We start from the raw sequence: 11,577 nt of genomic DNA, 5'->3' as shown, positions 1-11,577 counted from the left end.
CACGCAATCGATAGATATTCAACAGGCGGGCCGGTACGATTCCATCAGACTTCTACTCCGAGGAGGCGCCGTGGCCGTCCTGCGATCGATCCTGTCGTTCCTGCTGCTCGTGGCGGCCGGGCTGTCCGTGCTGACCGGGTCGGTCGCCCAGTGGGCCGACAACGCCGCGAGAACCTCCGGCCCGCTGCAGGAGATCGTCGGCCCTGTGTCCCGGGACGCGGGGGTGCAGGCCGCCCTGTCGTCGACGCTGACCCGCGTCGCGACAGACAAGATCCCCACCATCAGCGCCGCGGTGCCCGGAATCGCGGCACACCTGGAGACCCTGATCGGCCAGGCCGTCGAGGCCACGCTGGCCGACGAGGGCATCGACCAGGCGTGGGTGACCTCGATCGACACGACGCGCGCGGGCATCGTCTCGGAGCTCGACGCGTACGCCGACGACCCCAGCCAGACCCCCACGCTGTGGTTCGACCTCACGCCCTTCGTCGACGTGCTGGCCGCCAAGCTCGGGGCGCTCACGAACGACCAGCGCGTGGAGGTCTTCATCACGGAGATGGACTGGACCGACGAGGTGCGCGTGCCGCTGGGCCGCCCCGACGCCTCCCAACTCGACGGCGCGACGCAGGCGCTGGAGGTCAGCGCGCAGTGGCGCTGGTTCTATGCGGCGGGCGCGGTGCTCGCGCTGGTCGGCCTGGCTGTCGGCACCCGCCGGGCGCGCTGGGTCTGCCTGCTCATCGCCTCCCTGCTCACGGCGGCCGCCACGACCCTGGCCGCATGGGGGATGGAGTTCATCCCGTTGCCGTCCGGCTCGACGCTCGCTGCCGCTCTCGTCGGGTCGCTCGCCGACGGGGCGCTGACGTCGCTGTCGGCATGGCTGTTCCCCGTGACCTACGGATCCCTGGGCGTGGCCGCCTTCGCGCTGGTCGCGCTGATCGTGGTGTCCGTCATCGGGCGACGGGCGCCCGCGAGCTGACCCCGTCGACGAAGATGCCGACGCCGCAGGCGAAGTCCTGCTCCGCACGTCGGGCGTCGAAGCTCGTCAGCACCCCGAGGGCGTGCATCTGCGACTGCGTCTGCTCCGTGACCGCCTGACCCAGGACGAGGTGCAGCAGCGCCCGGGCTGTCGGCCCCGGCATCGCCACGCCGGCCTCGGCCAGCCTGTCGACGGCCGGCACCGTCGGGTCGATGCCGCCCAGCCCCAGCGCGAGTGAGGAGGCGACCAGCTCCGCGCCGTCGCGACGGGCCAGTAGCGCAGCTCTCAGCGCCGAGGCCCACGCGACGAGCCATTCCTCGAGGGGCAGCCCCGCCTCGGGGACGTCCACGGCGTCGAGCACCTCGTCCGCGAGGGCCGCGAGCAGGCTCTGCTTGTTGGGGACGTGGTAGTACAGCGCCCCGGCCTGGACGCCGAGCGTGTCCGCGACGCGCCGCATGCTCAGGTCGCCGAGGCCGTAGGTGTCGAGGATCTCGAGTCCGGCCCCCGTGATCGCCGCCCTACTGAGCGCCATCGGTCGGCTCCCGCCGCTCGAACCAGCCTGAGGCCGCCACGGGCACGAATCCGAGTCGCGTGTTGATGGCGAGCATGTGGGCGTTCTCCGACGCGTTACCCGTCACGACCCGGCGGGCCGCAGGCCGGGCGTCGCTGAGCTCGATGAGGTTGCGGCACTTCATCCACAGCCCGAGGCCGTGGCCGCGGTGCGGCCCCACCACGAGCGTGTCCCACTGGTCGCCGACCTCGGGGCGGGCCGGGTCGTGGATCAGCCGTGTGAAGCCGACCAGGGCTCCCGTGCGACGGTGCCGGGCGGCGGTGACGATCTGCGTGGCACCGGCGAGGTCGAGCCGGGCGTCGGCCAGCCGCACGCGCGCCGCGTCGTAGGCCTCGGCCTCCAGCTCCGCCTCCCCCGTCGGAACGTCGGTGCTCATGGCCTCCATGAGGCGGGCGACGTCGTCCAGGTGGCCGGGCGGAGTCGCTCCGACCCAGCTCACCAGTTCGTAGTCGTCGCCGGCCGCGTCCGCCGCATCGCCCAGCATGCCGAGCAGCCGGTTGCGGTCGGGCAGCATGAGCCGGGACATGGTCTCGACCTGGGCGAGGCGGAATCCGTGGGCGAGCAGGAACCCGGCGCGCGGGGAGGCCGGGTCGATGACGCCGTCCCCGTCGCGCGCGCTGAGGCCCCCCTCGGCCGGGTCCCGGCGCGTCTCCCAGGTCCAGGCCTGGAAGTTCGTGCGGCCGTCGGCCTGCGCGGTCTCGAGCGCGGCCTCCAGCAGCGCGCCGCCGATGCCGCGACCCCTGCTGTCGTGCTCGACGGCCACCGACACGTACGCGATGCGCCGGTTGTCCTGCTGCGGCAGATCCAGCGTCGCGACCCCGACCAGGCGCGAGTCGACCGACGCCCCGAACCAGTGGGTGCTGGTGTGCGGGTTGGGATCGCACTCGGCCCACCGCCGCAGCGCCGACTGGCCGAGGTCGGCGTCACCGGCCGTCTCGGCGAGGACCTCGTCCCACAGCCGGGCGTCCAGCTCGAAGGGCGCGAAGTCGGGGCCCGCGGGGTCCGTCGGGCGAGGCAGGCGCGTGATCTCCACGGGCCCCACCCTACTTCGCGACCCTCGGCATAGGATCGGAGCATGGGCAGCTACCACAAGCCAGTCAGGCGTCCCGGCGACGTGATCGAGGTTCTCAGCGGGTCCGGCGACCCGGCCGACGTGACGGCCCTCGCACACGACACTGCGCACGCGTTGCTGAGTCGGGTGCGCGGATCCTCCGATCCTCAGCTGGTCGAGGCCGTGATCGCGTACGCCGACGAGCACGGGATCGACGACGTGGCGGAGCTGTGGTCAGGAGCGGAGGCCGACACCCTCCCCGGCGCGCTGTGGCGCCTCTATCTGCTGCGCTTCACGGTCGCCGACAACCCCGCCGGGGCCGGGTACCGCTTCCGCAGCGGCCTGATGCTCGACACCGTCGGCCAGGCGCTGGCCGGCGCCGGCAATATGCCCACCCCCGAGGAGGTCGTCGACCTGGCCACCGAGATCCTGCGCGGCGCCTTCAGCGGCGACTTCGACGTCGCCCTCGACAGGGCCTCGGGCTTCGCCCGCGTGCTGGCGGTCGGCTCGAACGAGTTGGCCGGCTCCGATTCAGCGGACTCCGAGTCTGAGACGCGGCTGGCAACCGGGCTGGCGAAGATGTCTCAGGAGCTGGCCGAGGCCGCCCGCCTGTGGCGCGCGGATCGGCTGGATTGACCCACGCGTTTGGCAGCAACGGTAGAGTGGGCATCGCCGGGCCGCGGTAACCCCGGGCTCCACTATTTGCCGCCTCGAGCGGCCACACGCCGAGAGGCGTTCCGCGGTCCGGCCTTCAGCCCAGTTCGGCCGCGGTGCACAGGCGCACCTGCGGCGGGAACAGCCCCATCACCTGCAGAGCGGCCGCCTGGTTCTCCGGCGTCGAGCCCGCGCAGCCGTCCGTGACCACCGTGATGCGCGCACCCGCGTCGGCTGCCGGGAGCACCGTCGAGATCACGCAGCAGTCGGTCGCCACCCCGACGACCACGAGGTCCGGGGCCTCGCCGACCAGCGGGGCCAGCGCCTCCCACTTGCCGAACGTCGGGGCGTCCACGACGGCCGCGTCGACGGTGGCGAGCTCGTCGACCAGCGCGAGGTAGGGGTCGTCGGAGGCACGGTCGGCGAACGGCCAGGCCGACATGTAGTCGCGCCACGACCCGACCCTCTTCTCCGGTGCGGGCGGCACCCAGCGGGTCAGCAGCGTGCGACCGGGGAACCGCGGCAGCAGCGTGGAGATCACCTCGAGTGCCCCAGGCCACAGGGGCGAACCCCACTCGCTCGCCGGGTCCGCGAAGATCCGCTGCCCGTCGATCACCACGAGCCAGGCGTTGTCAGTCATGCGCAGAGTGTTGCAGCAGGGCGGCGTCGAACGCGTCGATCTCGGCGCGCGTCGGGCAGGTGGCCGGTCCCAGCCGCGTCACGGTGATCGCCCCGGCGATGTTCGCGCGCCGGCATGCCTCGACCCAGCCTGTGCCCGCCGCGCGCTCCGCCAGCAGCACGCCCGTGTGGGCGTCGCCGGCGCCGTTCGTGTCGACGGGGCTGCGCGGGTAGCCGGGCACGCTGGTGACCACGCCGCCGGCGTGTACGGCGCAGCCGGCCGGCCCGTCGCGCACGATGCTGACGGACCCGTCCGGCAGGAGTCCGGACATCGCGGCCGCGGCGGCTGCCATGTCGAGGTCGCCGACCAGCGCCCGCGCCTCCTCGAGGTTCGACGTCCACACGCTGGTCGCCGACAGCATCTCGTCGCGGATCACAGCCGGGAGGCCGGCGAACGCGGCCCCCGGGTCGAGCACGACCGGAGCCCCCGTCGGCAGCGATGGGAGCCAGGTGAGCAGAGGGTCGCGCGTCGAGTCGACCGCGAGCGTGTAGCCCGTGACGCACACCAGGTCATCGGGGCGAGGGCGCGCAGACGTCAGTGCCTCGACGGTGAGCCTCCGCTCCGCGCCCTGCAGCGTGACGAACGTCCGCTCCCCCGTCGGCTCGACCAGCACGACGCACAGGGCGGTATCGAGCTCCTCCACAGGATCTGCGGACCAGATGACGCCCTCCGCCGCCAGAGCGGCGCGCACGAGGTCGCCGTTCGGACCCGTCCCGATCGCCCCGGCGTGCACGCACGCCGCTCCGGATCGGGCGGCCGCCGCGAGGATGTTGACGGCCCCGCCCGCGGACCGGCTCCACCGCTCGCCCATCACGTTCTGGCCGCGCTCCGGCAGCGCGGGGACGGTGGCGGTGGCATCGACGAGGGCCTGACCGGTGTGGATGACACGGGGCATGAGGTGCACCCTAGGCGATGCGCGGACTTGCGCCTCTCTGGCACGCTAGAGAGGTGAGTCCTTACGCGACAGAAGACACCTGGTTCCGCATCGGCCGACTGCAGGTCACCTCCACGATCGCGGTGGTGCTGCTCGGTGCCGTCGGCATGCTTGCCTGGGTGTTCAACACCAGCCTGCCGAACTACCTGCTGTACGCGCCGCAGCTGTTGTCCTCCGGCCAGGTCTGGCGGGTCTTCACCTGGCCGCTGGCCGACGGGATCTCGCTGTGGAGCATCCTGAACCTCGTCCTGCTGTGGTACTTCGGCCGCGACCTCGAGTCCCGCCTCGGCAAGGTCAAGATGGCCTGGCTGTACGGGGGAATCTGGCTGGCGCTCACGCTCGCCACGTCCGTGACCGGCTTCCTGCTGACCGGCGCCTACGCGGCCGGCCTGCAGATGGTCGAGTTCGTCATCCTCCTGGTCTGGATCGCGGAGTACCCGACGCGCCGCTTCTTCTTCAACATCCCGGCCTGGGTCTTCGGCGCCGTGATCGTGGGCCTGCAGGTGCTGCAGTACATCGGCTACCGCATGTGGCCCATGCTGGTGAACCTCCTGCTGTCCCTGATCCTCGTGGCGATCGTGGCACGCGCGCTCGGCCTGCTCGAGTCCTACAGCTGGATCCCCGGGGCGGGCTCCTCGCGGCCCAGGCAGGCGAAGGCGCACCGCCCGTCGCGGGCGCAGCAGCGGGCCCACAACCGGCGGCTCAGCGACGACGAGCGGATGGACGAGCTGCTGGACAAGATCAACGCGCAGGGCATCCATGCGCTGTCCAAGTCCGAGCGCGCCGAGCTGCTGAAGCTGCGCGAGCGTCGCCACTGACACCGACGCGGACAGCACGAGACCCCGGCCATCGCGGCCGGGGTCTCGTGCTGTGTGGCGTCAGGCGCGCTGGACGGCGGCGAATCTCTCGACGGCGACCGCGACCGCGCGCTGGCGGGCCTCTGCGGCATCCTTGTCGGTCAGCGTCCTGTCCCCGCGGAAACGCAGGGCAAACGCGAGGGACTTGCGGCCATCGCCCACCTGGTCGCCGGTGTAGACGTCGAACAGCGACACGGACTCCAGCAGCTCGCCGGCACCCTCGGTGAGGGCGGCCGCGACGTCGGCCGATGCGACGGACTCGTCGACGATCAACGCGACATCCTCCTTGGCCAGCGGGAAGCTGTGCAGCGTGCCGATACTCCCGCCGTGGCGGGCCGCGGCGAGCAGCGCGTCGAGGTCGAGTTCGACCGCGCAGGTGCGCTCCGGCAGCCGGTAGGCCTTGACGACGGCGGGATGCAGCTCGCCTGCGTACCCGATGGCGACACCGTCGATGCTGAGCTCCGCGCACCGGCCGGGGTGCCACGGGGCCTCCTCGGCGTTGCGGCGTTCCGCGGTGACGCCGACCGCCACGGCGGCCCGCTCGGCGAACGCGACGACGTGCGTCCAGTCCGCGGGAACTGCCGGGCCCTGCCAGCCGGCGGCGCGCCACTGGCCGGTCACGACGGCGGCAAGGTGGTGGGGCTGCGCGGGCAGCGCCGCGTCGAGCGCGGCGAGCTCCTCGTCGGTGGGCCGGTGGGTGACGCCGGGGCGCGGGGCCGCGGGCTCGGAGCCATCGATGAACACCCGTCCCTGCTCGAACAGGGCAAGGTCGGTCAGGGACCGGGACGTGTTGCGCGCCACCGCGGCGAACAGGCCCGGCAGCAGGGTGCTGCGCAGGTACCCGTGGGTCTCGGAGAGCGGGTTGGCGAGCTTGACCAGCGCGCGGCGACCGTCCTCGGCGCCGAGTCCGAGCTGGTCCAGCTCGGCCGTGGACGCGAAGGGCAGCGTCAGCACCTCGGTGAAGCCGAGGTCGGCCACGGCCCGCAGCGCGGCGCGGCGGTCGCGGATCGCCGGGTCGAGCCCTGCGGACTCGGCGGGCGCGGGGAGGCGGCGGCCGATGGCGTCGTACCCGACGTGCCGGCCGACCTCCTCGACGACGTCGTACGGATCGATGAGGTCGCCGCGCCAGCTGGGCGCGGTGACGGTCAGGGAGTCGCCCAGCGCGGTGGCCTCAACGCCGGAGGCGCGCAGGAGCTTGAGCACGCGCTCCTGCTCGACGGGGGCGCCGAGGATGGCGGGGATGAGCCCGGAGCGCAGCTTGATGTGGTGCGCCTCGGGGGCGCCGCCGACGACCGTCTCGGCGGTGACGCGGCCGCCGCCGTGGGCGGCGAGCAGCTTCGCCGCGCGCTTCGCGGCCGCGTAGGGCAGCTGCGGGTCGACGCCGCGCTCGAAGCGCTTGGATGCCTCGGACGGCAGGCCGTGGCGACGGAAGGTCCGCGAGACCGAGGAGGACGCGAAGCTCGCGGCCTCCAGGACGATGGTCGTGGTGGAGTCCGACACCTCGGTGGTCTCCCCGCCCATCACGCCGGCCAGCCCGATCGGGCCGGAGTCGTCGGTGATGAGGAGGTCGTCCGCGTCGAGGTCGCGGTCCTGGCCGTCGAGTGTGCGCAGCTTCTCCCCCGCCTCGGCGAGACGGACACGGATCGGGCCGGCCAGCTTCGCGGCGTCGTACGCGTGCAGCGGTTGCCCGGACTCGAGCATCACGTAGTTGGTGACGTCGACGGCGAGCGAGATGGAGCGGACTCCGGAGGCCCGCAGCCGGGCCACCATCCAGTCCGGGGACGGCTGCGACGGGTCGATCTCGTCGATGGTCAGCGCGACGAAGGAGGAACAGCGGTCGGAGTCCAGCACGATCGGGTGCCCGCCCTCGACGGGCTCGGGCAGCCGCGTGCGGTACCGGTCCTCGTAGCTGACCTGGTTCGCGATGGCTGCCTCGCGGGCCAGGCCGCGCATGGAGAGGCAGTAGGAAAGGTCGGGGGTCACGTCGATGTCGAGGACCTCGTCGGCCGTCCACAGCAGGTCGATCGCGTCGGCGCCGGGCTCCGCGGAGTCGGCGGGAAGCACGATGATGCCGCTGTGGTCCTCCCCCAGGCCCAGCTCGTCGACGGCGCACATCATGCCGTCGGAGACGTGGCCGTAGGTCTTGCGGGCGGCGATGGCGAAGTCGCCGGGCAGCACGGTGCCGGGCAGCGCGACGACCACGAGGTCGCCGACCTCGAAGTTGCTGGCGCCGCACACGATGCCGCGGCTGGCCGGGAACTCGTCGGTGGCCTCGTCGTTCAGCTGGGCGACGTCGACGCGGCAGTAGCGGATGACCTTGCCGTTCTTCTGCGGCTCGTCGACGAAGCTGAGTACGCGGCCGACGGTCAGCGGACCGGTGACCGGGGAGCCGAGCTGCTCGATGTGCTCGACGGTGAGGCCGACCTTGATGAACTGCTCGGCCAGGTGCGCGGTCGTGACGTCGGAGGGCAGCGCGACGAGGTCACGCAGCCAGGAGATAGGGGCCTTCATCGGGCTCCTCCCAGGATGGAACGGCTGAATCGGATGTCGCCCTCGACGAAGTCACGCAGGTCGGGGGCGCCGGTGCGGAACATGACGGTGCGGTCGACGCCCATGCCGAACGCGAAGCCGGAGTACACGTCGGGGTCGATGCCGCAGGCGGCGAGCACGCGCGGGTTGACGATGCCGCAGCCGCCCCACTCGATCCAGCCCTCGGACCGGCAGGTGCGGCACGGGCGGTCGGGGTTGCCGACGGAGTCTCCGTGGCACACGAAGCAGCGCAGGTCGACCTCACCGGACGGCTCGGTGAACGGGAAGTAGTGCGGGCGCATGCGCGTGATCACGTCGTCGCCGAACATCGCCTGCGCGAGGTGGTCGAGCGTGCCGCGCAGGTCCGCCATGGAGATGCCCTTGTCGACGACGAGACCCTCCAACTGGTGGAACACGGGCAGGTGCGTCGCGTCGTACTCGTCGGCGCGGAACACCTTGCCGGGGCTGATGACGTACAGCGGGACGCCACGCGTCAGCAGCGCGCGGGCCTGCACCGGCGACGTCTGCGTGCGCAGCAGCCGGCCGGCCGACGGCGGATCGACCCAGAGGGTGTCCTGCAGGGCGCGGGCCGGGTGGTCGGGGGCGAGATTGAGGGCGTCGAAGTTGTACCACTCGGCCTCGAGCTGGGGGCCGTCGGCGACCTGGTAGCCCATCGCGACGAACACGTCGATCATCTCGTCGATGAGCGTGGTGACGGGGTGCAGCGCCCCCTGGGGCGCGACGTCGACGGGCAGCGTCATGTCGATGCGCTCGGCTACCAGAGCCGCGGCCTCCTCGGCCGCGCTCAACTCCGCCTGGCGGGCAGCGACGGCGCGGGAGACCTCGCCGCGGGCCTTGCCGACGCGCTGGCCGGCCTCCTTGCGGGCCTGCGGAGGCAGCGCACCGATCTCCCGGTTCGCCAGAGCGAGCGGGGACGCGTCGCCCGCGTGGTCGAGACGCGCCTGCTTCAGCTGGGCGGAGTCTGTCGCGGCCTCGACCGCCGCGAGTGCTGCTGCCACGTAGCCGTCGATCGCCGACGGGTCGAGTGCGGCGACCTGCTTGGGATCGAAGTTGTCGTTAGGCCCTGACATGGGACCCTCCTTCGCGTCGTTGCGCCGAGGCGGTGGCGTACAGGCACACCGCTGCGGCGCTGGAAAGGTTCAGGCTCTCGGCCTGCCCCCACATCGGGACGGCCACGACCTCGTCGGCCAGGCGCGCGTCCTCCTCGGGCAGGCCCCACGCCTCGTTGCCCATGATCCAGGCGATCGGGCCGCTCAGCTCGCCCGCGGCCGCCTTGAGGTCGAGGGCGTCGCCCTCACCGTCGGCGGCGAGCACGGTCATGCCCTGGGCCTTGACCCGGGCGACGGCGTCGGTGAGCGGCACGCCTGTGAGGATCGGCATGTGGAAGAGGCTCCCGACCGTGGAGCGGACGGTCTTGGGGTTGTAGATCTCGACGGAGCCGGTCGTGAGGATCACGCCGTCGGCCCCGAACGCGTCGGCGCACCGGATCACCGTGCCGGCGTTGCCCGGGTCCCGCACCTGCGCGCAGATCACGACGAGCCGGGCGTCGGCGATGTCCTCCCAGCCGAACTCCAGCTGCCGACACACGGCGATGATGCCCTGCGGCGTGACGGTGTCGCTGAGCTGCCGCATCTGGGCGACGGTGGCATGCCAGATCGGCACGTCGGTCCCCTCGATGAGGTCCGCGTGCTTGTCCACGTCGTCGACGATCAGCTCCTGGACGAGGCCCTTGGCCGCGAGCGCCTCGCGCACTGCCTGCCGGCCCTCCGCCAGGAAGGTGCCGGTGAGGTCCCGGCCCCTGCGCTGGGTCAGACGACGAACCGAACGCAGCACCGAGGCGGGCATGCCTGGCGCGGCGTTCGGTTCGTGAGTCACTGGACCGCCCCTCAGGCGGCCGCGACGCTCTGGTTGTCCTTCGCGACAGCAACCAGGGCGTTGAAGGCAGCGGTGTCGTTGACGGCCAGATCGGCGAGGATCTTGCGATCGACCTCGACGCCCGCGTTCTTCAGACCGGAGATCAGGCGGTTGTAGGTCATGCCCTCGGCGCGGGCGGCAGCGTTGATGCGCTGGATCCACAGCCCACGGAAGTCGCCCTTCTTGGCGCGACGGTCGCGGTAGCTGTAGGTGGCCGAGTGGAGCATCTGCTCCTTGGCCTTGCGGTACAGGCGGGAACGCTGGCCGCGGTAGCCGGAGGCCAGCTCGAGAACTTCGCGACGCTTCTTCTTCGCATTCACAGAACGCTTCACGCGTGCCATGGGATCACTCCTTGAGGATTGGTCGGCCTAGCCGACGGTGGGTTCGTTGACGAGAGGGGGGTTAGGCTCAGCGGCCCTTGTGCTTACCAAGGAGCTTGCGGATCTTCTTGGCGTCGGGAGCCGAGACGGACTCCGCGGCCTGCAGACGGCGGATGCGCGTCGAGGCCTTGTGCTCGTTGAGGTGACCCAGGTTGGCCTGACGGCGCACCAGCTTGCCGGTGCCGGTGGTCTTGAACCGCTTCTTCGCGCCGGAGTGCGACTTCATCTTGGGCATGTCCGTGCCTCGCTTTCTTCTTCGTGGCCGATCTCGTCAGAGATCGATGTCTGGGTCCATGTTGTCGGCGGGACCGCGCCTCTTCTTCGTCGAGGTGGTGCCACCGGCCGCCGCGCGGAGCTCGGCCTCAGCGACCTTGTCCTGCTCGGCGTTCTCGCGTCGCTCCGCCATCCGACGGTCCCGGTCCGCTGCCTGGTCGGCGCGGGCCTCGGTCTTCTTCTTGGTCGGGCCGAGGACCATCAGCATGTTGCGGCCGTCCTGCTTGGGCGCGGACTCGACGTAACCGAACTCGGTCACATCCTCAGCCAGGCGACGCAGCAGGTCCATGCCGAGCTCGGGGCGCGACTGCTCGCGGCCTCGGAACATGATGGTGATCTTGACCTTGTCGCCGGCCTTCAGGAACCGGACGACGTGGCCCTTCTTCGTCTCGTAATCGTGCTTGTCGATCTTGAGGCGGAGCTTCATCTCCTTGGTGTCGACGTTCGACTGGTTGCGACGGGCGTCGCGCACCTTCTGCGCGGCCTCGTACTTGAACTTGCCGTAGTCCATGAGCTTGGCGACCGGGGGCCGCGCCATCGGCGCCACTTCGACAAGATCCAGATCGTTCTCCGCGGCGAGACGCAGGGCGTCCTCGACGCGCACGATGCCTACCTGCTCGCCGTTAGGGCCGACGAGCCGGACTTCGGGTACTCGGATGCGATCATTGATCCGCGGTTCAGTGCTGATGGGTCCTCCAAGGTTGAGTCGTGTGTCGCCGGGCAAGCAGAATGGCCCCCGCA

13 protein-coding genes are annotated in these 11,577 nt (G+C 71.5%); 3 read left to right on the top strand and 10 right to left on the bottom strand.

What is annotated here, in order from left to right; all coding sequences use genetic code 11:
• Nucleotides 1-70 precede the first annotated feature (70 nt).
• Nucleotides 71-973, top strand: coding sequence for a hypothetical protein (locus KDB89_RS05315; RefSeq protein WP_219083811.1), 903 nt, complete (start codon nt 71-73; stop codon nt 971-973).
• Here KDB89_RS05315 and KDB89_RS05310 read toward each other — a convergent pair.
• Both KDB89_RS05310 and KDB89_RS05305 read right to left on the bottom strand, forming a co-directional pair.
• Nucleotides 945-1,505, bottom strand: coding sequence for a TetR family transcriptional regulator (locus KDB89_RS05310; protein WP_219083810.1), 561 nt, complete (start codon nt 1,503-1,505; stop codon nt 945-947). The genes KDB89_RS05315 and KDB89_RS05310 overlap by 29 nt on opposite strands.
• A complete protein-coding gene (locus KDB89_RS05305) occupies nt 1,492-2,577 on the bottom strand; it encodes a GNAT family N-acetyltransferase (RefSeq protein ID WP_219083809.1) in 1,086 nt (361 codons plus the stop codon). The genes KDB89_RS05310 and KDB89_RS05305 overlap by 14 nt, the downstream gene beginning before the upstream one ends.
• 42 nt (nt 2,578-2,619) lie before the next feature.
• Between KDB89_RS05305 and KDB89_RS05300 the strand changes: the two genes are divergently transcribed.
• The gene (locus KDB89_RS05300) at nt 2,620-3,231 is read left to right on the top strand and encodes a hypothetical protein (protein WP_219083808.1); all 612 of its coding nucleotides are present in this window, start codon (nt 2,620-2,622) and stop codon (nt 3,229-3,231) included.
• Between the two features lie 115 nt (nt 3,232-3,346).
• Here the strand turns inward: KDB89_RS05300 and KDB89_RS05295 are convergent, their stop codons facing one another.
• Both KDB89_RS05295 and KDB89_RS05290 read right to left on the bottom strand, forming a co-directional pair.
• Entirely contained in the window at nt 3,347-3,889 is a 543-nt protein-coding gene (locus KDB89_RS05295) for a cysteine hydrolase family protein (RefSeq protein WP_219083807.1), read from the bottom strand.
• A complete protein-coding gene (locus tag KDB89_RS05290; protein ID WP_219083806.1) occupies nt 3,882-4,823 on the bottom strand; it encodes a PfkB family carbohydrate kinase in 942 nt (313 codons plus the stop codon). The genes KDB89_RS05295 and KDB89_RS05290 overlap by 8 nt, the downstream gene beginning before the upstream one ends.
• A gap of 53 nt (nt 4,824-4,876) precedes the next feature.
• On the opposite strand from KDB89_RS05290, the gene KDB89_RS05285 reads away from it, so the two are divergent.
• Nucleotides 4,877-5,680, top strand: a complete 804-nt coding sequence (locus tag KDB89_RS05285; RefSeq protein WP_219083805.1) for a rhomboid family intramembrane serine protease — start codon at nt 4,877-4,879, stop codon at nt 5,678-5,680.
• A 60-nt stretch (nt 5,681-5,740) separates the two neighbouring features.
• On the opposite strand, the gene pheT is transcribed toward KDB89_RS05285, so the two are convergent.
• The 6 genes from pheT to infC all read right to left on the bottom strand — a co-directional run bounded on the left by pheT (nt 5,741) and on the right by infC (nt 11,560).
• Nucleotides 5,741-8,230, bottom strand: coding sequence for a phenylalanine--tRNA ligase subunit beta (gene pheT / locus KDB89_RS05280; protein WP_219083804.1), 2,490 nt, complete (start codon nt 8,228-8,230; stop codon nt 5,741-5,743).
• Nucleotides 8,227-9,339 carry a phenylalanine--tRNA ligase subunit alpha gene (gene pheS / locus KDB89_RS05275; RefSeq protein WP_219083803.1) on the bottom strand — a complete coding sequence of 371 codons (1,113 nt, stop codon included), beginning with the start codon at nt 9,337-9,339 and terminating at the stop codon, nt 8,227-8,229. The genes pheT and pheS overlap by 4 nt, the downstream gene beginning before the upstream one ends.
• On the bottom strand, nt 9,326-10,114 hold the full coding sequence (locus tag KDB89_RS05270) for a TrmH family RNA methyltransferase (RefSeq protein WP_219084209.1): 789 nt from the start codon (nt 10,112-10,114) through the stop codon (nt 9,326-9,328). The genes pheS and KDB89_RS05270 overlap by 14 nt, the downstream gene beginning before the upstream one ends.
• Nucleotides 10,115-10,155: 41 nt before the next feature.
• Complete coding sequence (rplT, locus tag KDB89_RS05265; RefSeq protein WP_219083802.1) at nt 10,156-10,524, bottom strand: 50S ribosomal protein L20; 369 nt, start codon at nt 10,522-10,524, stop codon at nt 10,156-10,158.
• A gap of 67 nt (nt 10,525-10,591) precedes the next feature.
• Entirely contained in the window at nt 10,592-10,798 is a 207-nt protein-coding gene (rpmI, locus tag KDB89_RS05260; RefSeq protein ID WP_219083801.1) for a 50S ribosomal protein L35, read from the bottom strand.
• A gap of 36 nt (nt 10,799-10,834) precedes the next feature.
• Nucleotides 10,835-11,560, bottom strand: a complete 726-nt coding sequence (gene infC, locus KDB89_RS05255) for a translation initiation factor IF-3 (protein ID WP_219083800.1) — start codon at nt 11,558-11,560, stop codon at nt 10,835-10,837.
• Nucleotides 11,561-11,577: the final 17 nt, after the last annotated feature.

The organism is Tessaracoccus palaemonis, assembly GCF_019316905.1.
In the GTDB taxonomy this organism is placed as follows: Bacteria; Actinomycetota; Actinomycetes; order Propionibacteriales; family Propionibacteriaceae; genus Arachnia; species Arachnia palaemonis.
This window is presented reverse-complemented; position numbering and strand designations above follow the sequence as displayed.

Excerpts from the sequence above, each read along its gene's own strand:
- KDB89_RS05310 (WP_219083810.1), bottom strand. The coding sequence starts at position 1,505 with ATGGCGCTCAGTAGGGCGGCGATCACGGGGGCCGGACTCGAGATCCTC.
- KDB89_RS05300 (WP_219083808.1), top strand. The coding sequence starts at position 2,620 with ATGGGCAGCTACCACAAGCCAGTCAGGCGTCCCGGCGACGTGATCGAG.
- KDB89_RS05295 (WP_219083807.1), bottom strand. The coding sequence starts at position 3,889 with ATGACTGACAACGCCTGGCTCGTGGTGATCGACGGGCAGCGGATCTTC.
- KDB89_RS05290 (WP_219083806.1), bottom strand. The coding sequence starts at position 4,823 with ATGCCCCGTGTCATCCACACCGGTCAGGCCCTCGTCGATGCCACCGCC.
- pheT (WP_219083804.1), bottom strand. The coding sequence starts at position 8,230 with ATGAAGGCCCCTATCTCCTGGCTGCGTGACCTCGTCGCGCTGCCCTCC.
- pheS (WP_219083803.1), bottom strand. The coding sequence starts at position 9,339 with ATGTCAGGGCCTAACGACAACTTCGATCCCAAGCAGGTCGCCGCACTC.
- KDB89_RS05270 (WP_219084209.1), bottom strand. The coding sequence starts at position 10,114 with ATGCCCGCCTCGGTGCTGCGTTCGGTTCGTCGTCTGACCCAGCGCAGG.
- rplT (WP_219083802.1), bottom strand. The coding sequence starts at position 10,524 with ATGGCACGCGTGAAGCGTTCTGTGAATGCGAAGAAGAAGCGTCGCGAA.
- rpmI (WP_219083801.1), bottom strand. The coding sequence starts at position 10,798 with ATGCCCAAGATGAAGTCGCACTCCGGCGCGAAGAAGCGGTTCAAGACC.